General features: G+C 73.2%; 17 protein-coding genes. 12 read left to right on the top strand and 5 right to left on the bottom strand.

What is annotated here, in order from left to right; translation table 11 throughout:
* The first annotated feature begins 318 nt into the window (after positions 1–318).
* Positions 319–1,152 (top strand): hypothetical protein, encoded by an 834-nt coding sequence (locus ACWCP6_RS33965; protein ID WP_450936481.1) that lies wholly within the window; start codon positions 319–321, stop codon positions 1,150–1,152.
* A 107-nt stretch (positions 1,153–1,259) separates the two neighbouring features.
* Here ACWCP6_RS33965 and ACWCP6_RS33960 read toward each other — a convergent pair whose 3' ends face one another.
* The gene (locus tag ACWCP6_RS33960) at positions 1,260–2,558 is read right to left on the bottom strand and encodes a DUF1015 family protein (protein ID WP_450936478.1); all 1,299 of its coding nucleotides are present in this window, start codon (positions 2,556–2,558) and stop codon (positions 1,260–1,262) included.
* Positions 2,559–2,663: 105 nt separating this feature from the next.
* Here ACWCP6_RS33960 and ACWCP6_RS33955 point away from each other — a divergent pair, with 105 nt between their 5' ends.
* The 4 genes from ACWCP6_RS33955 (at position 2,664) to ACWCP6_RS33940 (ending at position 6,814) form a co-directional block, all read left to right on the top strand.
* A complete protein-coding gene (locus ACWCP6_RS33955) occupies positions 2,664–3,692 on the top strand; it encodes an HAD-IIA family hydrolase (RefSeq protein ID WP_450936477.1) in 1,029 nt (342 codons plus the stop codon).
* Positions 3,693–3,753: 61 nt separating this feature from the next.
* Complete coding sequence (locus ACWCP6_RS33950; RefSeq protein ID WP_450936476.1) at positions 3,754–4,797, top strand: FecCD family ABC transporter permease; 1,044 nt, start codon at positions 3,754–3,756, stop codon at positions 4,795–4,797.
* Complete coding sequence (locus ACWCP6_RS33945; RefSeq protein WP_450936475.1) at positions 4,794–5,864, top strand: FecCD family ABC transporter permease; 1,071 nt, start codon at positions 4,794–4,796, stop codon at positions 5,862–5,864. Before ACWCP6_RS33950 ends, ACWCP6_RS33945 begins: the two co-directional genes overlap by 4 nt.
* 131 nt (positions 5,865–5,995) lie before the next feature.
* Positions 5,996–6,814 carry an ABC transporter ATP-binding protein gene (locus ACWCP6_RS33940; protein ID WP_450936474.1) on the top strand — a complete coding sequence of 273 codons (819 nt, stop codon included), beginning with the start codon at positions 5,996–5,998 and terminating at the stop codon, positions 6,812–6,814.
* A gap of 114 nt (positions 6,815–6,928) precedes the next feature.
* Here ACWCP6_RS33940 and ACWCP6_RS33935 read toward each other — a convergent pair whose 3' ends face one another.
* Entirely contained in the window at positions 6,929–7,276 is a 348-nt protein-coding gene (locus ACWCP6_RS33935) for an SCP2 sterol-binding domain-containing protein (protein ID WP_450936473.1), read from the bottom strand.
* A 42-nt stretch (positions 7,277–7,318) separates the two neighbouring features.
* Here ACWCP6_RS33935 and ACWCP6_RS33930 point away from each other — a divergent pair, with 42 nt between their 5' ends.
* The 6 genes from ACWCP6_RS33930 to ACWCP6_RS33905 all read left to right on the top strand — a co-directional run bounded on the left by ACWCP6_RS33930 (position 7,319) and on the right by ACWCP6_RS33905 (position 13,622).
* A complete protein-coding gene (locus tag ACWCP6_RS33930) occupies positions 7,319–7,681 on the top strand; it encodes a hypothetical protein (protein WP_450936472.1) in 363 nt (120 codons plus the stop codon).
* A gap of 35 nt (positions 7,682–7,716) precedes the next feature.
* Positions 7,717–8,532, top strand: a complete 816-nt coding sequence (locus ACWCP6_RS33925) for a TlyA family RNA methyltransferase (protein WP_450936471.1) — start codon at positions 7,717–7,719, stop codon at positions 8,530–8,532.
* Positions 8,529–9,434, top strand: a complete 906-nt coding sequence (locus ACWCP6_RS33920; protein ID WP_450936470.1) for an NAD kinase — start codon at positions 8,529–8,531, stop codon at positions 9,432–9,434. Before ACWCP6_RS33925 ends, ACWCP6_RS33920 begins: the two co-directional genes overlap by 4 nt.
* Positions 9,435–9,611: 177 nt before the next feature.
* On the top strand, positions 9,612–11,396 hold the full coding sequence (gene recN, locus ACWCP6_RS33915) for a DNA repair protein RecN (RefSeq protein ID WP_450936469.1): 1,785 nt from the start codon (positions 9,612–9,614) through the stop codon (positions 11,394–11,396).
* 75 nt (positions 11,397–11,471) lie between these two features.
* Positions 11,472–12,308, top strand: coding sequence for a hypothetical protein (locus tag ACWCP6_RS33910; protein ID WP_450936468.1), 837 nt, complete (start codon positions 11,472–11,474; stop codon positions 12,306–12,308).
* Between the two features lie 192 nt (positions 12,309–12,500).
* Positions 12,501–13,622 carry a glycosyltransferase family 4 protein gene (locus ACWCP6_RS33905; protein WP_450936467.1) on the top strand — a complete coding sequence of 374 codons (1,122 nt, stop codon included), beginning with the start codon at positions 12,501–12,503 and terminating at the stop codon, positions 13,620–13,622.
* A 129-nt stretch (positions 13,623–13,751) separates the two neighbouring features.
* On the opposite strand, the gene ACWCP6_RS33900 is transcribed toward ACWCP6_RS33905, so the two are convergent.
* The 3 genes from ACWCP6_RS33900 to ACWCP6_RS33890 all read right to left on the bottom strand — a co-directional run bounded on the left by ACWCP6_RS33900 (position 13,752) and on the right by ACWCP6_RS33890 (position 17,879).
* Positions 13,752–14,195 (bottom strand): SRPBCC family protein, encoded by a 444-nt coding sequence (locus tag ACWCP6_RS33900; protein WP_450936466.1) that lies wholly within the window; start codon positions 14,193–14,195, stop codon positions 13,752–13,754.
* A gap of 146 nt (positions 14,196–14,341) precedes the next feature.
* Entirely contained in the window at positions 14,342–15,985 is a 1,644-nt protein-coding gene (locus tag ACWCP6_RS33895; RefSeq protein ID WP_450936465.1) for a PucR family transcriptional regulator, read from the bottom strand.
* 91 nt (positions 15,986–16,076) lie between these two features.
* Positions 16,077–17,879, bottom strand: coding sequence for a glycoside hydrolase family 15 protein (locus ACWCP6_RS33890; protein WP_450936464.1), 1,803 nt, complete (start codon positions 17,877–17,879; stop codon positions 16,077–16,079).
* Positions 17,880–18,409: 530 nt separating this feature from the next.
* Here ACWCP6_RS33890 and ACWCP6_RS33885 point away from each other — a divergent pair.
* A complete protein-coding gene (locus ACWCP6_RS33885; RefSeq protein ID WP_450936480.1) occupies positions 18,410–20,077 on the top strand; it encodes a CTP synthase in 1,668 nt (555 codons plus the stop codon).
* The last annotated feature ends 83 nt before the right edge of the window (positions 20,078–20,160 follow it).

Below are 20,160 nucleotides of genomic sequence, written 5' to 3'. Positions count from 1 at the left end.
GACCGTGGCGACCGCCCGAGCTACCAGCGCGAGGACCGTCCCGACCACCGGCGCGACGACAGCCGCGGAGGAGACCGCCCCGGCTTCCGCCGCGAGGACAGCCGCACCGGCGGCTACCGCGGCCGTGACGACCGCCGTGACGACCGTGGCCGTGACGACCGCGGGGGCCGTGGTGGCTTCCGCCGTGACGACAGCCGGGGCCGCCAGGGCGGGGGCTTCCGAGGCCGTGACGACCGCCGTGACGACCGTGGACGTGACGACCGCCGTGGCGGCTACCGCGGTCGCGACGACCGGGACCGTGACAGGGACCGCGAGCCCATCAAGCGGCTCCCGATCCCCGCGGACGTGACCGGCGAGGAGATCGACGGGGGCGTACGGCAGGAGCTGCAGAGCCTGCCGAAGACACTGGCCGAGGACGTCGCCAAGAACCTGGTGATGGTCGCCCGTCTCATCGACGAGGACCCCGAGGGCGCCTACGGCTACTCGAGGGTCGCGCTGCGGCTCGCCTCGCGTGTCGCCGCCGTCCGTGAGGCCGCCGGCTTCGCCGCGTACGCGAGCCAGAAGTACAGCGAGGCGCTCGCCGAGTTCCGTGCGGCGCGTCGTATGACCGGGCACGTCGAGCTGTGGCCGCTGATGGCCGACTGCGAGCGCGGACTCGGCCGGCCCGAGAAGGCGCTCGACATGGCGGGTGCCCCCGAGGTGCAGAAGCTCGACAAGGCGGGTCAGGTCGAGATGCGGCTCGTCGCCGCCGGTGCGCGCCGTGACCTGGGGCAGCTCGACGCCGCCATCGTCACCCTGCAGAGCCCCGAGCTGGCGTCGAACTCCGTTCAGCCGTGGACGGCGCGCCTCCGGTACGCCTACGCCGATGCCCTGCTGGCCGCCGGCCGGGAGAGCGAGGCCCGTGAGTGGTTCGCGAAGGCCGTCGAGTCCGACAAGGACGGCTCCACCGACGCCTCCGACCGTCTCGCGGAGCTGGACGGCGTGGAGTTCGTGGACGCGCTCGACGAGGACACGGCCGACGGGCCCGCCACCGGGACGGAGACCGCGGGCGACCCGCAGCCGGAGCAGCACGCCGCGGCCGAGGGTGAGAGCAAGGACGATGTCGACGTCGAGGCCGTGAAGGGCGCCGAAGGCGACGACGACCGGGCCTGACAACCGGAGACGGAGGGGCGGGATCCGCTGAGGATCCCGCCCCTCCGTGTGTCACGGAAGCCCCCAGAACCCCTTCGGCGACGGCCGTGCCGGGGCCTGGGCCGCCGTCAGTCGGCGAGGCTGCGGAGCACCAGACCCGTCGCCGGCTTGGGCCCGAACGACGTGGACTTGCGCGGCATCGTGACGCCCTGCCGGGCCAGGTCGCGGACGACCTCCTCGCGCACCGGGTGCAGCAGGACCGCCGTGCCGCCGTCGCGCTCCGCCTTGGCGACCGTGGCTGCCGCGTCGTGGATGTACGCGATGTCCTCGGGAGTGTCCGGGATGTTCCAGAGGTGTGCGATGAGGGTCGAGTGGAGGACCGTCGCATCCAGGGAGCGCCAGGCCTCGGGGCGGTCCGCGGGGACCGTGCGCTCCAGGAGCCCGGGCGAGGGCAGATCGGCGAGATGGAACGCGCCGGCTCCGGCGAGGAGGAACGCGTTGCCCTCGGCTGTGGCCTCCGCGAGGGCTTCCAGGGCCGCAGGGAGGGGCCCGGGGACCTCACGTACCCGGAAGTGCCCCTCGAGTGCCGCCAGGGCCTGCGACAGGGGCATGCGGTGCAGCAGACGGTGGATCGCGCGCACCCGCAGCGGATAGCGGGCCGTGTCCACCAGGAGGACGAGGCCGTAGTCCCAGGGGCTCGGCGAGGGATGCTCCGCGCGCAGCCGCAGATACGTCGCCCAGCGGTGGTGGCCGTCCGCGATGACGGCCTGGTGGTGGGCCAGGTCCGCCCGGATCTCGGCCAGCTCGGTGGGGTCGGTGACCGACCACAGACGGTGGCTGAAGCCGTCCTCCGTGGTGGTGGCCAGGAGCGGTGTGCGCTGCGCGGTGCGCTCGATGACGGCGGTCGTCCCGGTGGCGTTGCCGTCGCTGCGGTAGGTCAGCAGCAGCGGCTCCAGATTGGCGTCCGTGGCGCGCATCAGGGCCGCACGCTCGGCGACCACGTGCGGCATCACGTCCTCGTGGGGGAGCACCACGCCCTCGGCGGCCTCGGAGAGGCGCAGCGCCCCGATGACGCCGCGTTGCAGCAGGTCCCCGTTGCGCTGTTCGTAGACGTACAGACCGGGCTCGCTGTCGGGCGTCAGGATGCCCTGGGCCAGCCAGGCGTCAAGGGTGTCGGCGGCCTGCTCCGTCCGGGTGACGCGCGTAGTCGCCTGGGGAAGGATCAGACGGACGATGTTGTACGGGTCGGACGACTGGAGATGGTGCAGCCCGTCCGGCCGTACGACCACGTCGTACGGCGGAGAGGTGACGGCGGCCAGGCTGCCGACCCGCTCCGGGACGTAGCGCACACCGCGGAACGGGATCAGGTCGAGTCCCTGCACCACCTGATCGTCCATCCTGTCTTGCCCCGGACCTGCAGTCTTCATTGATGCATCGTATGTGCGTCGGCGGCTTGAGGGATGATCGGGGAGTGCGATCTCGGACGGATCCGGGGCGTGCGATCCGTACGGACCAACGAGGAGCGATACGCAATGAGCCAGACCGTCAGGACGCGCCCCGACGGCAGCGCCCGGTCGCTGGGCGAGGCCTACGACACGGCACTGCTCGACCTGGACGGGGTGGTGTACGCGGGCGGGAGTGCGATCGCGCACGCCGTCGAGGCGCTGGAGACGGCCCGCGCGGGCGGTCTGCACCTCGCCTATGTCACGAACAACGCGCTGCGCACGCCGGACGCGGTGGCCGAGCACCTGACCGAGCTGGGCATACCGGCGGCGGCCTCGGACGTCATCACGTCGGCGCAGGCGGTGGCACGGCTGATCAGTCAGCAGGTGCCGGACGGCTCGCGCGTACTGGTGATCGGCGGCGAGGGGCTGCGGGTCGCGCTGCGCGAGCGGGGGCTGACGCCGGTGGAGTCGGCGGACGACGACCCGGCGGCCGTGGTGCAGGGATACGGCGGCCCCGAGCTGCCCTGGGGACGGTTCGCGGAGGCCTGCTACGCGATCGAGCGCGGAGTGCCGTGGTTCGCGTCCAACACCGACCTGACGATCCCGAGCGGCCGTGGCATCGCACCGGGTAACGGCGCGGCGGTGGAGGTCGTGCGGATCGCGACGGGCGCGGAGCCGCAGGTGGCGGGCAAGCCCCTGCCCCCGATGCACCGCGAGACGATCCTGCGCACCGGCGCCGAGCGGCCCCTCGTGGTGGGCGACCGGCTGGACACCGACATCGAGGGCGCGTTCAACGGCCGGGTGGACTCGCTGCTCGTCCTGACCGGAGTGACCGACGGCGAGCAGCTGCTGGCCGCACCGCCGCAGCACCGGCCGACCTACGTCGACGCGGACCTGCGCGGCCTGCTGACGGAGCAGCCCGAGGTGGTCGCGGACGAGGCCGGCTTCCGGTGCGGGGGGTGGGTGGCGCGGGCGGGCCGGGAGAGGCTGGAAATCGACGGTGAGGGCCGCGCGCTGGACGGCCTGCGGGCGCTGTGTGCGGCCGCGTGGACGGCGGCGGGGGACGGTTCCTGCGTGCTGGACGGCGGCAAGGCCGTGGCGCGGCTCGGACTTTGACGGCCCCTCGGCCGGGGACCGGGGGATTCTGGATGAGGCGAGGGTAGGCTAACCTAACTCCGTGTTGGTCGAGAGTCCCCCCGAACCGCGCGCGGAGACCGCCTCCGTGCTCCCCGACCGGCGGCTGATACGAGCCGCCGGGCTCCTCGTCTCCGTGGGCGTGCTGCTGCTCGTCGCCGTCGCGAGTCTCGCGATCGGCGCCAAACAGCTGTCCATGGGCCAGGTCTGGCACGGCCTGTTCGCGGACTCGGGGACGTACGGCGACGTCGTGGTCGACGAGCGGCTGTCGCGTACCGTCCTCGGGCTCCTCGCGGGCGCCGCGTTCGGCCTCTCCGGCGCCGTTCTCCAGGCGCTGACGCGCAATCCCCTGGCCGACCCCGGGCTGCTCGGCATCAACGCCGGAGCGTCCGCCGCCGTGGTCACCGCCATCACCTTCCTCGGTGTCGGCTCACTGACCGGATACGTCTGGTTCGCGTTCGCGGGCGCCGCGGTCGTGGGCGCCCTCGTCTACCTGCTCGGCGGCAGCCGCGCGGCGACACCCGTCAGGATCGCGCTCGCCGGCACCGCTCTCACCGCTGCGCTCTCCGGCTATCTGCAAGCCGTGATGATCATGGATGACGCGGCGCTCGGCACGATGCGCTTCTGGACGGTCGGTTCGCTGGCCTCGGCGAACATGACGACGATCACGCAGGTCGCGCCGTTCCTCGCGGTCGGCACACTCCTCGCGCTCGGGCTCGCCCGGCCGCTCAACGCGGTCGCCATGGGCGACGACACCGCGCGCGCCCTCGGCACCCGGCTGACGCGCACCCGCACGCTGTCCATGGTCGCGGCGACCCTGCTATGCGGGGCCGCGACCGCCGCCTGCGGGCCCATCGCCTTCATCGGACTGATGGTGCCGCACGCCGTGCGCTCCTTCACCGGCCCGGACCTGCGGTGGATCCTGCCGTACGCGGCGGTCCTCTCGCCCGTGCTGCTGCTCGGCTCCGACGTCATCGGGCGGCTCGTCGCCCGGCCCGCGGAACTCCAGGTCGGCATCGTCACCGCGGTGATCGGCGGCCCGGTCTTCACCCATCTCGTACGACGGCGGAGGACGGCGCAGCTGTGAAGGCCCCTGACGACAAGGCCGTGCGCGGCGGCAGCGCCGTGACGGCGGTACGCACCCGGGGCGGGCTCTCCCTCCGGCTGGACGTCCGTGCCCTGGCGGTCGCCGTCCTGCTCCTGGTGGCCGCGCTCGTCGCGAGCGTCCTCCTCATCGGCACCGGCGACTTCCCCATCGCCGCTCCCGACGTCATCCGCGCGCTCGTCGGCGGGGGAAACCCCGGACAGCAGTTCATCGTTCACGACCTGCGGCTGCCCAGGGCCCTCGTCGGCCTGCTCGTCGGCGCCGCGCTCGGCCTCGGCGGAGCGCTCTTCCAGTCCGTCTCCCGCAACCCGCTGGGCAGCCCGGACGTCCTCGGGCTCGGACAGGGGTCGACGGCCGGCGCGCTGGTCGTGATCGTGCTCGTCTCGGGGGACGCGACACAGGTCGCTCTCGGTGCGCTCGTCGGCGGCCTGGTCACCGGAGCCGCGATCCATCTCCTCGCCTGGAAGCGCGGTGTCCACGGCTACCGGCTGGTCCTGGTCGGCATCGGGGTCTCCGCCGTCATGACCGCGGTCAACGGCTATCTGCTCACCCAGGCGGACATCGTCGACGCGGCCCGCGCGGTCGTCTGGATGACCGGCTCCCTCAACGGCCGCGGCTGGGAACAGGTGTGGCCGCTGCTCGCGCTGTGCGTGGTCCTCGTCCCGCTCGCCCTCGCCCACGCCCGTCCGCTGCGCATGCTGGAGATGGGCGACGACATGGCGTACGCCCTGGGGGTGCCCGTCGAACGCACGCGAACGCTGCTGATGCTGGCCGCCGTGCTGCTCACCGCGGCCGCCACGGCGGCGGCCGGTCCCGTCGGCTTCGTCGCGCTCACCGCGCCCCAGCTCGCCCGCCGGCTCACCCGCTCGTCCGGGCCCGCCCTGGTCCCCGCGATGTGCATGGGCGCGGCCCTGCTGGTCACCGCCGACTGGGCGGCCCAACGGGCCTTCGGCGCCGACCAGCTGCCCGTCGGCGTGGTCACCGGTGTGCTCGGCGGGATCTATCTGCTGTGGCTGCTGGTCACCGAGCGCAGAGCCGGCCGCATATGACCCCGGGCGGCGCGCCCCGCCGCCGGCCGGACCCGGCCGCCGGCCGCGGGCCCCGCCCCGGGCCGGACACCACCACGGGCCGCGGGCCCGACCGACGGACGCATCCGAACACCACCTCTAGGAGTGCCCCCGTGAACCGGCTCATCGCCGACGACGTCACCCTCGGCTACGACCAGCGCGTCATCGCGGAGAACCTCTCGGTCGAGATCCCCGACAACTCCTTCACGGTGATCGTCGGTCCCAACGCCTGCGGCAAGTCCACGCTGCTGCGTGCCCTGTCCCGCATGCTCAGGCCGTCGCACGGCCGGGTGCTGCTCGACGGCCAGGTGATCCAGTCGATGCCGGCGAAGAAGGTGGCCCGCACCCTCGGTCTGCTGCCGCAGTCGTCGATCGCGCCCGACGGCATCACCGTCGGCGACCTGGTCGCCCGCGGGCGCTACCCGCACCAGGGGCTGCTGCGCCAGTGGTCGGCCGACGACGAGCGGGTCGTGCGGGAGTCGATGGAGGCGACCGGGGTCGCCGAACTGGGGGACCGCTACGTCGACGAGCTCTCCGGCGGACAGCGCCAGCGCGTGTGGATCGCGATGGCGCTCGCCCAGCAGACCCCGCTGCTGCTGCTCGACGAGCCGACGACCTACCTCGACATCCAGCACCAGATCGACGTCCTCGACCTGTGCGCGGAGCTCCACGAGGAGCAGGGCCGTACGCTCGTCGCCGTGCTCCACGACCTCAATCACGCCGCCCGGTACGCCACCCACCTGATCGCTCTGCGCTGCGGCGAGGTCATCGCCGAGGGCGCCCCGTCCGACATCGTCACGGCCGACCTCGTCGAGCGCGTCTTCGGGCTGAAGTGCCAGGTGATCGACGACCCGGAGACGGGCACCCCCCTCGTCGTCCCGGCGGCCCGCCCCGCACGGAAGGCGGCGAGCCTCGTCGCGCAGGCATCCTGAGCCGCCCGGGAACCCGTCCCGGAAGCGAGGTACCGGCGGCCGGCGCCGTTCGCGGGCCGGCCCCGGGGCCTGCGGACTTCAGGAACGCTCGGCTTCAGGAGAGGCGCCCGGGGCTTACAGCAGGCTCTTGAGCCGGAACAGATCGCGCAGGCCCGCCTCCAGCCGGACCCGGCCGGACGCCCACGCCCGTGCGAAGTTCAGCTCCCCGTCGACCAGCGCCACCAGATCGTCACCGCGCATGGTGAGCCGGATCTCGGCACGCTCGGCCGGCGCGCCCCGCACCGTGTCGAGGACCTCGATCCGGCCGTCCTGCAGACGCCCCACGAACGTGATGTCGAGGTCGCTGATACGGCAGCTGAGGGAGCGGTTCAGAGCGGCGGCGGAGCGTACGTCGCCGTCCGCGGACGCAAGATTGTCCGAGAGCTTGTCGAGTGCGGCGCGGCACTCCTCCATCGTGGCCATCTCGACCGACGGTACCCCAGCGCTTCGCGGTAGCGTCGGGGCATGACCAGCGACTCCACGGTGGACCCGGAAGCCGCGACGGCCCCATCCGCACCCGCCGAAACGGCGGCGGAAGAGGCCGCACGCCCGGCGGCGGAACCCGGGACGGCCGACCCGGCGGCGTACGAACCCGCCGGCCCCGCGCCCCTCGGCGTCGAGCGTGTCCCCACGGGCAACGCCGAGGTCGACGCCCAGCTCCGGCGACTGGCCGATGCCGACCACCTCGCAACGGACGGCCACCTCGAGGTGTACGAGGATGTACACGGGGGGCTGCGCGACACGCTGACCGCGCTCGACGCGCGCCCGGGACCTCCGGCTCCCGCCGGTCACCCGAACCCCCCGATGAGGCCCCAGGGCCGCCCGTAGACGACGCCGTACAACAAACAGGAGCTGAACCGAACGTGGCAGGAGTGGCACGCCGCCGTCTCGACGCCGAGCTGGTGCGCCGGAAGCTCGCGCGATCACGCGAGCACGCCAGCCAGCTGATCGCCGCCGGCCGGGTGACGGTCGGCAAGACCGTGGCCACCAAACCGGCCACACAGGTGGAGACCGCCGCCGCGATCGTGGTCGTGCAGGACGACGGCGACCCGGACTACGTCTCCCGCGGCGGCCACAAGCTCGCGGGCGCCCTGGAGGCCTTCGTGCCGCAGGGGCTGGTCGTCGAGGGGCGGCGCGCGCTGGACGCCGGGGCCTCCACCGGCGGCTTCACGGACGTGCTGCTGCGGGCCGGGGCCGCGCACGTCGTCGCCGTCGACGTGGGCTACGGACAGCTCGCCTGGTCTCTCCAGAGCGATGAACGCGTCACGGTCAAGGACCGTACGAACGTACGCGAGTTGACGCTGGAGTCCATCGACGACGTGCCCGTCGACCTGGTCGTCGGAGACCTGTCGTTCATCCCGCTGGGCCTCGTGCTGCCCGCCCTGGTGCGCTGCGCGGCGCCCGATGCGGACCTCGTGATGATGGTCAAACCCCAGTTCGAGGTCGGCAAGGAACGCCTCGGCAGCGGCGGGGTCGTGCGCAGCCCGCAGCTGCGGGCCGAGGCCGTGTGCGGGGTGGCCCGGCAGGCGGGGGAACTCGGCCTGGGGGTGCAGGGCGTCACCGCGAGCCCGCTGCCCGGGCCCTCCGGCAATGTCGAATACTTTCTGTGGCTCCGGGCCGGGGCACCCGCCCTCGACCCGGCGGATGTTGACCGTGCAGTGGCGGAGGGGCCGCGTTGACACAGACCCGAGCTCGTACTGTTTTCCTGCTCGCGCACACCGGACGGCCCGCCGCCGTCCGCAGTGCCGAACTCGTCGTGAAGGGGCTGCAGCGGTGCGGCCTGGGCGTGCGCGTGCTGGAGGCGGAGGCCGCCGATCTGCCGCTGCCGACCTCGGTCGAACTCGTCCCCGAGGCCACGCCCGAGTCGCTGGACGGCTGCGAGCTGCTGATCGTGCTGGGCGGCGACGGCACCCTGCTGCGGGGTGCCGAGTTCGCGCGGGCCTCCGGGGTGCCGATGCTCGGTGTGAACCTCGGCCGGGTGGGGTTCCTCGCCGAGGCCGAGCGCGACGACCTCGACAAGGTCGTCAACCGGGTGGTCGAGAAGTCGTACGAGGTCGAGGAGCGCATGACCATCGACGTGGTCGTGCACCGCAACGGCGACATCGTGCACACCGACTGGGCGCTCAACGAAGCCGCCGTCCAGAAGGTGTCGCCCGAGCGGATCCTCGAGGTCGTGCTGGAGATCGACGGGCGGCCCGTCACCGGCTTCGGCTGCGACGGCATCGTGTGCGCGACCCCCACCGGGTCGACGGCGTACGCGTTCTCCTCCGGCGGGCCCGTGGTCTGGCCCGAGGTCGAGGCGCTGCTCATGGTGCCGATCAGCGCACACGCGCTGTTCGCCAAGCCGCTGGTGACCTCGCCGAGCTCCGTGCTCGCCGTCGAGGTGCAGCCCCATACGCCGCACGGCGTGCTGTGGTGCGACGGCCGACGGACCGTGGAACTGCCCGCGGGCGCGCGCGTCGAGGTGCGGCGCGGGGCCGTGCCCGTGCGGCTGGCCCGGCTGCACCACGCGTCCTTCACGGACCGGCTGGTCGCGAAGTTCGCGCTGCCCGTGTCCGGCTGGCGGGGCGCGCCCCACTGATCACGGACCCCGGGGCCGGGGCGCGGGTGGCGCGCCCCGGCCGGCCGCCTGCGCCGTGGTTCCCCGCCGCCACGGCGGACCGGACGGCCTGGCGCCGGCTGCCCCGCTCCTCTCGGAACCCCACCCCCGCGGGTGATATGCGCCCTCGGGTCCGACCCGTCACCTGCGTCTTCCCCGATGCCTCCCGGGGGCCGTCGCACACACGGCCCCGGACCTCGTAAGGTCTTGTCCGTGTTGGAGGAGATGCGGATACGGTCGCTCGGAGTCATCGACGACGCGGTCGTCGAGCTGTCGCCAGGCTTCACCGCCGTGACCGGTGAGACCGGTGCGGGCAAGACGATGGTGGTCACGAGCCTGGGCCTGCTGCTCGGCGGGCGCGCCGACCCGGCGCTCGTACGGATCGGCGCCAGGAACGCGGTCGTGGAGGGGCGGGTCACGGTGCCCGTCGGCGCCTCCGCGGTCGTCCGCGCCGAGGAGGCGGGCGCCGAACTCGACGACGGGGCGTTGCTGATCAGCCGTACCGTCTCCGCCGAGGGACGCTCGCGGGCGCACCTGGGCGGGCGCTCCGTGCCCGTGGGGCTGCTCTCCGAACTCGCCGACGACCTCGTCGCCGTGCACGGCCAGACCGACCAGCAGGGCCTGCTGAAGCTGTCGCGGCAACGCCAGGCGCTCGACCGGTACGCGGGCGACGCGGTCGCCGTGCCGCTCGCCAAGTACGCCGCCGCCTACCGCAGGCTGCGCGCCGTCGTCACCGAGCTCGACGAGATCACCACCCGGGCACGCGAGCGCGCACAGGAAGCCGACCTGCTCCGCTTCGGCCTCGACGAGATCGCCGCCGTCGAACCGCGCGCCGGCGAGGACGTGGAGCTTGCGGCGGAGGCGGAGCGGCTCGGGCACGCCGAGGCGCTGGCCTCTGCCGCGACGGCCGCGCACGCCGCGCTCGCCGGCAATCCCGAGGACCCCGAGGGCGTGGACGCCTCGATGCTCGTGGCGGGCGCCCACCGGGCAGTGGAGTCGGTGCGCGCGCACGACCCGGCGCTGGCCGGGCTCGCCGACCGGATCGGCGAGATCGGCATCCTGCTCGGCGACGTCGCGGGCGAACTCGCGGGCTACGCCGACGACATCGACGCCGACCCGCTGCGGCTCGCGGCCGTGGAGGAGCGGCGGGCAGCGCTCACCCAGCTGACCCGCAAGTACGGCACCGACGTGGGCGCCGTGCTCGCGTGGGCGGAGGAGTCGGCTGCCCGGCTCACCGAACTCGACGGCGACGACGACCGGATCGGGGAGCTCACCGCCGAACGGGATGCGCTCGGCGGAGAGCTCGCCGGGCTCGCCCAGGCGCTGACGGACGCGCGGACCGAGGCAGCGGCGCGGTTCGCGGCCGCCGTGACCGAGGAGCTCGCCTCGCTGGCGATGCCGCACGCACGCGTGACGATCGACATCCGGCAGACCGACGACCCGGACGGGGTCGAGGTGGGCGGCCGGACCGTCGGCTACGGTCCGACGGGCGTCGACGAGGTCGAACTCCTCCTCGCACCGCACCCCGGGGCGCCGCCGCGCCCCATCGCCAAGGGAGCCTCCGGCGGTGAGCTGTCGCGGGTCATGCTCGCCGTCGAGGTCGTGTTCGCGGGAACCGATCCGGTGCCGACGTACCTCTTCGACGAGGTCGACGCGGGTGTCGGCGGCAAGGCCGCCGTCGAGATCGGGCGCAGGCTCGCCAAGCTCGCCCGCACCGCCCAGGTCGTCGTCGTCACGCACCTGCCCCAGGTGGCGGCCTTCGCCGACCGCCAACTGCTCGTGGAGAAGACCAACGACGGGTCCGTCACCCGCTCCGGCGTCAAGGTCCTCGAGGGCGAGGAACGGGTCCGCGAACTGTCGCGGATGCTCGCGGGCCAGGAGAACTCCGAGACCGCGCGGGCCCATGCGGAGGAACTGCTCGCCACGGCCCGGGGAGACCTGTAGCCCCGCCGGCCGGCGGGATGGATCGGGCCACGCCCCGGAGACGGACCCGGTGCGACCCGTCCGTAGGGTGAGCGGATGATCATCACGGACAGCAGGATCGGGGCCGGGCTGCTGGCGGCCGGAGCCGGGTGGCTCGTCCACGCGGGACTGCGGGCCGTGGCGCCCGGCGGGGCGGCGCGATGGCTGCGGGTGAACCACGCCGGGCGCCCGGTGCGGCTGTACGCCGGTCCCGCCGTCGTCGCCGGCGCCGTCGTGGGGACGCTGCCCGCACGGACCGGAGGAGCGGCCGCGCTGGTGACGCTCGCTGCGGGCGCCTGCGGCGCCTACGACGACATGGCAGGCGCCGGTGATCCGCGACGCGGCTTCCGGGCACATCTGTCCGCGCTGCGCGACGGCGAGGTGACCAGCGGCGCCGTCAAACTCTTCGGCATCTCCGCCGCGGCACTCGCCGCGGGTGCGCTGCTGGAGGAGCGGCCCCTCGACAAGGTCCTCGCGGGCGTCGTCATCGCGGGCGCGGCCCACGCCGTCAACCTCGTGGACGTACGACCCGGACGGGCCGCCGCCGCGGTGTGCGGGCTCGGCGCGCCCGGGCTGCTGCGCAGGGGACCCGCAGGGGCGCTGTCCGCCGCGGCGCTGGGCGCCGTCGCCGCGGTCGTCCGCGAGGACCTGGCCGAGCGGGACATGATCGGCGACGCGGGCGCGCACGCACTCGGCGCGCTCCTCGGCACGGCCGTCGTCGCCGGGAACGGGCGTGCCGGACTCCTGGCGCACGCGGCCGCGGTCGTGGCGGCGGCCGTGTGCGGGGACGCGGTCAGTGCATTCGCGCGCTCGGGTTTCTCCGGTCGTGCGCCGGCGCGCACCACCGAACGGACGGAGGTCCCGAACAGCCTTCTTTCTCACTCGAGTGGGTGATACCGCACGGCGCGTCGCCCACCCCGACACGGGATTGATCCCCGAGCGGTGCCGGAACGCCCGTGCGGGCTGGCATCCTTGGCTGTGCGCGCGTTCGTCCCCCACAGCCGCCCGGTCCATCCGGTGCGGGCGTGCCGCATCCCCTCCGCCCCTCCGTGCCCCGTCCCACGCCGATCCAGGAGTCCCGGCAACGTGAGCAGCCACGCACCGCACGGCCAGTCCCCGCTGCGTACCGTGCAGGTGCTGGGCGGCGGAAGCGCGGGCAGCAGCGCACATGTGCGGTCACTGGCCGCGGGGCTCGTCGCACGGGGCGTACGGGTCACCGTGTGCGCCCCGTCCGAGGCGGACCGCAGCTACGACTTCGACGGCGCCGGAGCCGTCCATGTGCCCGTGCCGCGCAGCGCCGACCCGGCGTCCATGTCCGCGCTGCGCGCCGCCTTCGCGGACGCCGACCTCGTGCACGCGCACGGACTGAACGCCGCCCTGCGGGCGTCCGTCGCGCTGAGCGGGCGCCGGGTGCCGCTCGTCGTCACCTGGCACACCCGTGCCTACGCCGAAGGCGCCCGCGCCCATCTGCTGCGGCTGCTCGAACGCCGCGTCGCCAGGGCCGCGGCCGTGGTCCTCGGCACCACGTCCGACCTGGTGGACCGGGCACGGCGCAGGGGAGCGAGGGACGCCCGGCTGGCCGCCGTGGCGTTCCCGGCCCCCAGGCGGCCGGAGCCCGACGCCGACGGCGTCCACCACAAGAGCCGTGCCGAGCTCGGCGCCGTCGACCGCCCGTTGCTGATGGCCGTCGGCTCCCTGCACCCGCACCGCGGCTATGACACCCTGCTGGACGCCGCACGTGCCTGGCGTGCCCTCGACCCGGTGCCGCTGCTCGTCGTGGCGGGCGAGGGCCCGCTGCGGGGCGCGCTGCAGCGGCGCATCGAGAGCGAGGAACTGCCCGTACGGCTCGTCGGCCTGCGCGACGACGTGGCGGAACTGCTCGGCGCCGCGGACGTCGCGGTGCTGGCCGGCAGCCGGGAGGCGCGGTCGGTGCTCGCGCAGGAGGCCCTCCACGCACGGGTGCCGCTCGTCGCGTGCGACGCGGAGGGGATGGCCGAACTGGTCGGGGACGCCGCGGAACTCTTCCCGCCCGGGGACGCGGGTGCGCTGGCCGCAGCCGTGGTGGGCCTCCTGGGCGACCCGGAGCTCCGGGAGCGGCTGAAGGACCTGGGTGAGGCGCAGGCGGCGACCTGGCCGACGGAGGACGAGACCGTCGCGCAAGTGCTCAGCGTCTACGACGAGTTGACGCAGCCCCCGGCCCTGCGCTGACGCGGCGTGACGACCGGGGCCGGGCCGCGAGCGCGGTCGACGGGCCGCCGGTTCGACGCACCGGCGACCGGGGGCACCGGACCGCCGGTGCGCACCGGTCGTCGCGCCGAGGGACCGCCGTGGCACCGCTCATCGGGTCGTGCCGGGCGACGACTCCTCGACGAGGGACTTGAACTGGTTGAGGTCCTCGCGGACCGTGCGTTCGATGGCGTTGGACTGCGCGAAGCCCTTGGGGCCGCCGAACGCGTCGTGCGCCTCGGTGGGGTCGTACTCGACCCGTGCCTTGACCCGGGTGTGGGTGTCGTCCAGCTTCGTGACGGAGATGGTGCCGCTCAGGTGCGGCGTGGACGTGGTCTTCCACGTCATCGTCTCGTCGGGGCGGTCCTCGGTGCGGGCGTCGATGCCGCGGGTCCTGCCGGAGGACTCGACATCGACGTGCAGACCACTGGACCCCTCCCGGCGGGCCTCACGGACTCCGCCGACGAATCTCGGATAGTTCTCCACCTTGTGCAGCTGGTTCCAGACGGCGGAGCTCGGTGCGGTGATGTCGACGTGTTCTTCGAGAGCGGGCATGGCGTTCTCCCTCGTCTCTCCGGGATTTCTCTCCCTCCAGTGTGCGCACATTGCGCCCCCGCGTCACAGCCGGACGGGAACCGCCCGCGGCAGATGCCCGGAGCCGGTGCAGGACCGGACGATCGGCACGAACGGCGGGCGCCGTGTCACTGCGCGGCGGGAGGAAGATGCCGCTGCGCCCGCAGGGCGAGGCTCAGCGCCAGAACGGTCTGCGGGTCGTCGAGATCCGTGCCCAGCAGCTCGCCGATGCGGGCGAGACGGTTGTAGAGCGTCTGACGGTTGAGATGGAGCTCCCGGGCCGTCTCGGCCTTGCGGCCGGCGTGGGCCAGATAGGTGCGGAGCGTGGGCAGCAACGGCGGCTTGGACCGGCGGTCGTGGTCGCGCAGCGGGCCGATCGCCCGGTCGACGAACGCCGCCAGGTCCGGATGGTCCCTGAGCCGCCACAGCAGCAGGTCGATGTCGAGACGCCGGGCGTCGTACCAGGGACGGTCGGCGAGGCCCTGCGCGGCGGTCGCCGTCTCCGCGGCGTGCCGCAGCCCGGCCGAAGCGGCGGCCCAGCCGCCCGCGACACCGACGACCACGACCGGCGGCTGCGCGCCCGCCCGCTGCATGCCGGCGCGCTCCACACCGGCCCGCAGCGCGGCCGCCACCCGGTCCGCGACGGCCGTGCGCTCGCCCTCCGAGCGCAGCCCGAGCAGCAGCGGCACCCGTCCCTCCACGGGGCGCACGCCGAGCAGGACCGGTACCCCCACCGACGCCAGTTCCTCGGCGACCGCGCGCGCCAGCACCGCCCAGCCACCGCCCGGGGAGAGGTCGACGGAGCCCTCCGGCAGGCGCATGACCACGGGCATCAGCGGGGCGTCGCCCGGTTTGAAGCCGAGGACCCGGGCCTGGGCGGGCGCGTCCTCCGCCGTGATGCGGCCCTCGGCCAGGTCGGTGAGGAAGTCGCCCCGGCCGCGCGCCGCCAGCTCCTCCTCCTGGCGGGCCTGCATCAGCACGACCGCGAGACTGCTCGCGGCCCGCTCGGCGGCGATCCGGTGGACGGGTGCGAGCGGGGACGCCACCGAGAGCAGCACCAGCCGGGCGCGCACCGAGCTTGTCCCCGGTCCGCCGCCGGGCACGTCGACGAGCATGGCGCCCGCCGGGGGCCCGTCCTCGCGGGCCGCACGGCCCCCGCGCAGCCCCTCCCACACCTGGAGCGGATCCGCGGCCTCCGTGCCCGCACCTGCGGCGTACAGCAGCTGTCCGTCGGCGGTCTCCAGGAACACCGGGTTGCCGCTGAACTCGGCGAGGATGCCCAGGACCTGCGGCACCCCGCCGCCCCCGAGCAGGGCCTCCGTGCATCGGCGGTGCACCTCGTCGGCGCGCTGCAGCAGCGCATAGTGGCCGTTGACGATCTCCGTGTGCACCTCTTCGGTGACCGTCACGAACGGCACCTCGCGGTGCAGCTGGACCAGTGGGAGCCCGGCCGCGCGCGCGGTCTCGACGATCGCCGCCGGCAGGCGTGCGAAGCGCGGACCCAACTCGACGACGAGGGCGGCGATGCCCCGCTCGGCGAGCTTGCGGACGAAGGCACGCTGCTCGGCGGGGCGGGTGCCGAGCCCCAGCCCCGTGGTCAGCAGCAGTTCCCCGCCCTTGAGCAGCGAGGCGATGTTCGGCACCTCGCCCGCGTGCACCCAGCGCACGGTCCGCTGCAGCCGCTCGGCCCCCGCGACGACCTCCGGAAGCCCGCTGCGCAGCCCCGGCAGCTCCAGTGCGCGCTGCACGGTGATCCCGCCCTGAGTGTCCATGCCCCGGACGCTACCTGCACGGACGTCCGGGGAACACTCCTGCCGTACACGTGCGGCGGGCCGCCGCACGTGCCCTGCCGCAACCGCGCGGCTAGCCGCCGTACGCGCCCGAAGCGGTCAGCCGCAGGGCCGTGTCGATGAGCGGAACGTGGCTGAACGCCTGGGGGAAGTTGCCGACCTGCCGCTTCAGCCGCGGGTCCCACTCCTCCGCGAGCAGGCCCAGGTCGTTGCGCAGGGCGAGCAGACGCTCGAAGAGGCTGCGGGCCTCGTCCACGCGGCCGATCATCGCCAGGTCGTCCGCCAGCCAGAACGAGCAGGCGAGGAAGGCACCCTCGTCGCCCTCGAGGCCGTCGACGCCCGCCTCGTCGCCGGAGGTCGGATAGCGCAGGATGAAGCCGTCGGGCGTCGACAGCTCGCGCTGGATCGCCTCGATCGTGCCGATGACGCGCTTGTCGTCCGGCGGCAGGAAGCCCATCTGCGGGATCAGCAGCAGGGACGCGTCGAGTTCCTTGGAGCCGTACGACTGCGTGAACGTGTTGCGTTCCTTGTCGTAGCCCTTCTCGCACACGTCGCGGTGGATGTCGTCGCGCAGTTCGCGCCACCGCTCCAGCGGTCCGTCGGCGTCGCCCGACTCGATCAGCTTGATCGTGCGGTCGACGGCCACCCACGCCATCACCTTCGAGTGCACGAAGTGCCGGCGCGGACCGCGCACCTCCCAGATGCCCTCGTCCGGCTGGTCCCAGTGGTCCTCCAGGTACTGGATGAGCTTCAGCTGGAGCAGGGCGGCGTAGTCGCTGCGGGCCAGGCCCGTCATGTGCGCGAGGTGCAGGGCCTCGGTGACCTCGCCGTACACGTCGAGCTGGAGCTGGTGCGCGGCGCCGTTGCCGACGCGCACCGGCACCGACCCCTCGTAGCCCGGCAGCCAGTCCAGCTCGCTCTCGCCGAGCTCCCGCTCGCCCGCGATGCCGTACATGATCTGGAGGTTCTCCGGGTCGCCCGCGACCGCCCGCAGCAGCCACTCGCGCCAGGCGCGGGCCTCCTCGCGGTAGCCGGTGCGCAGCAGCGACGACAGCGTGATCGCCGCGTCGCGCAGCCAGGTGAAGCGGTAGTCCCAGTTGCGGACGCCGCCGATCTCCTCGGGCAGCGAGGTGGTGGGCGCGGCGACGATGCCGCCGGTCGGGGCGTACGTGAGTGCCTTCAGCGTGATGAGGGAGCGCACGACGGCCTCGCGGTAGGGGCCGTGGTACGTGCACTGGTCGACCCACTCGCGCCAGAACTCCTCGGTCGCCTCCAGCGACTGCTCCGGCTCCGGCATCGGCGGTTGGTCGGCGTGCGAGGGCTGCCACGAGATGGTGAACGCGACCCGGTCGCCCGGCGCGACGGTGAAGTCCGCGTAGGTGGTCAGGTCCTTGCCGTAGGTCTCCACTTCGGTGTCCAGCCACACCGAGTCCGGGCCCGCGACGGCGACCGTGCGATTGGCGACCTTGTGCACCCACGGCGTGATCCGCCCGTAGCTGAACCGCATCCGCAGCGCCGACCGCATCGGCACCCGGCCGCTGACGCCCTCGACGATCCGGACCAGCTGGGGCGCGCCGTCACGCGGCGGCATGAAGTCCGTCACCCGGACCGTGCCGCGCGGGGTGTCCCACTCGGACTCGAGGATCAGCGAGTCACCGCGGTAGGAGCGACGGGACGCCGTCGGGGGTTCCGCTCCGCCGTTGTAGGCGGGTCCGAGCCGCCAGAAGCCGTGTTCCTCCGTGCCGAGCAGTCCCGCGAAGACGGCGTGCGAGTCGAAGCGGGGCAGGCACAGCCAGTCGACCGTCCCGTCCCGGCAGACCAGGGCGGCGGTCTGCATGTCTCCGATGAGTGCGTAGTCCTCGATGCGCCCGGCCACGTGCAATCTCCAGTCGAACGGCCACGTCGCCCCCGAGGGGCGCTCGCTGTGCGGTGGTCTTAATAAAGATAAAGACGTCGTGATGCGGTCTGGGGGTTCGGTGTACCGACGTCATTCTCGAAAGACGCCGACGAGCACTGGTTCCGAGAGGGGGAGACGGGGAGTGGTTGCCGTGCCGTCCCGCCCGTCGCCCACCGCCACCCTTATGAGGAAGCGCTGCGCGCTCTTTTTCCAGTTGCTCGGCAGCGAGTGTCCGAGCAGGATACGACGCCCTCCAGTGATCCGCGCAGCCCTCCGGGCAACGAGACTGGCCCGAACGGGTGAGCGTCGGGTGACCCCGTGGCGGCCCGTGCGCGGAGCGTGGCCGGAAGCGGCCTCGTGTCGTCACTGATACCCTGGTAGCCCGTGGACCGGTGGTTCCTGGCCGAACAAAGCGAGACCCCCGAGCCGCAGCTACGGCACCCCCGGATTCTCCGGAACGGGCGCCGGTACGCACCTCAGACCGCGACCACGGGAGCCCCCTCTTGGCCATGCCGCCCGCTGCTTTTCGAAACAGCACCGCCTCGACGACCAAGCACATCTTCGTCACCGGGGGGGTCGCCTCCTCCCTCGGCAAGGGCCTGACCGCCTCCAGCCTGGGCGCGCTGCTCAAGGCGCGGGGTCTGCGGGTCACGATGCAGAAGCTCGACCCGTACATCAACGTCGACCCGGGCACGATGAACCCCTTCCAGCACGGTGAGGTGTTCGTCACGAACGACGGCGCCGAGACCGACCTGGACATCGGCCACTACGAGCGCTTCCTCGACGTGAACCTCGACGGCTCCGCGAACGTCACCACCGGCCAGGTGTACTCGACGGTCATCGCCAAGGAGCGGCGCGGCGAGTACCTGGGCGACACCGTCCAGGTCATCCCGCACATCACCAACGAGATCAAGAACCGCATCCGCCGTATGGCCACGGACGACGTCGACGTCGTCATCACGGAGGTCGGCGGCACCGTCGGCGACATCGAGTCGCTGCCGTTCCTGGAGACGGTCCGCCAGGTCCGCCACGAGGTCGGCCGTGACAACGTCTTCGTGGTGCACATCTCGCTGCTGCCGTACATCGGCCCCTCCGGCGAGCTGAAGACCAAGCCCACCCAGCACTCCGTCGCCGCGCTGCGCAACATCGGTATCCAGCCGGATGCGATCGTGCTGCGCGCCGACCGTGAGGTCCCGACCGCCATCAAGCGCAAGATCTCGCTGATGTGCGACGTCGACGAGACCGCGGTGGTCGCCGCGATCGACGCCCCGTCGATCTACGACATCCCGAAGGTGCTGCACACCGAGGGCCTCGACGCGTACGTCGTGCGCAAGCTCGACCTGCCGTTCCGCGACGTCGACTGGTCGACCTGGGACGACCTGCTGGACCGCGTCCACAACCCCGACCACGAGATCAACCTGGCGCTCGTCGGCAAGTACATCGACCTGCCCGACGCCTATCTGTCGGTCACCGAGGCGCTGCGCGCCGGCGGCTTCGCCAACAAGGCCCGGGTCAAGATCAAGTGGGTCACGTCCGACGACTGCAAGACCCCGGCAGGCGCCGAGAAGCAGCTCGGCGACGTGGACGCGATCTGCATCCCCGGTGGCTTCGGCGACCGCGGTGTCGCCGGCAAGGTCGGCGCGATCCGTTACGCCCGCGAGAACAGGATCCCGCTGCTCGGCCTCTGCCTCGGTCTGCAGTGCATCGTGATCGAGGCCGCGCGCAACCTGGCGGACATCCCGGACGCCAACTCGACCGAGTTCGACGCCGCCACCGCCCACCCGGTCATCTCGACCATGGCGGAGCAGCTCGACATCGTCGCGGGCGAGGGCGACATGGGTGGAACGATGCGCCTGGGCATGTACCCGGCGAAGCTCGCCGAGGGCTCCATCGTGCGCGAGGTCTACGACGACAAGGAGTACATCGAGGAGCGGCACCGCCACCGCTACGAGGTGAACAACGCCTACCGCGCCGAGCTGGAGAAGAAGGCCGGCCTGCAGTTCTCCGGCACGTCCCCGGACGGCAAGCTCGTGGAGTTCGTGGAGTACCCGCGCGACGTGCACCCCTACCTGGTGGCGACGCAGGCGCACCCCGAGCTGCGCTCCCGTCCGACCCGCCCGCACCCGCTCTTCGCCGGCCTGGTCAAGGCAGCCGTCGAGCGCAAGACGGGCAAGTGATCAGGTAGTTGTACGGTGGCCGGGGCGCGCGTCTCATGAGGGGCGCGCCCCGGTCTTCATTGGTGCGTGTGGGAGGACAGGCG

The organism is Streptomyces sp. NPDC002004, from assembly GCF_053593975.1.
Note: the sequence above shows the minus strand (reverse complement) of the source record. Positions and strands in the feature narration are given on the sequence as shown.

Coding starts and splice junctions, on each gene's coding strand:
- ACWCP6_RS33960 (WP_450936478.1), bottom strand. CDS start 2,558: ATGAAGACTGCAGGTCCGGGGCAAGACAGGATGGACGATCAGGTGGTG.
- ACWCP6_RS33955 (WP_450936477.1), top strand. CDS start 2,664: ATGAGCCAGACCGTCAGGACGCGCCCCGACGGCAGCGCCCGGTCGCTG.
- ACWCP6_RS33935 (WP_450936473.1), bottom strand. CDS start 7,276: ATGGCCACGATGGAGGAGTGCCGCGCCGCACTCGACAAGCTCTCGGAC.
- ACWCP6_RS33930 (WP_450936472.1), top strand. CDS start 7,319: ATGACCAGCGACTCCACGGTGGACCCGGAAGCCGCGACGGCCCCATCC.
- recN (WP_450936469.1), top strand. CDS start 9,612: ATGCCTCCCGGGGGCCGTCGCACACACGGCCCCGGACCTCGTAAGGTC.
- ACWCP6_RS33910 (WP_450936468.1), top strand. CDS start 11,472: ATGATCATCACGGACAGCAGGATCGGGGCCGGGCTGCTGGCGGCCGGA.
- ACWCP6_RS33900 (WP_450936466.1), bottom strand. CDS start 14,195: ATGCCCGCTCTCGAAGAACACGTCGACATCACCGCACCGAGCTCCGCC.
- ACWCP6_RS33895 (WP_450936465.1), bottom strand. CDS start 15,985: ATGGACACTCAGGGCGGGATCACCGTGCAGCGCGCACTGGAGCTGCCG.
- ACWCP6_RS33885 (WP_450936480.1), top strand. CDS start 18,410: ATGCCGCCCGCTGCTTTTCGAAACAGCACCGCCTCGACGACCAAGCAC.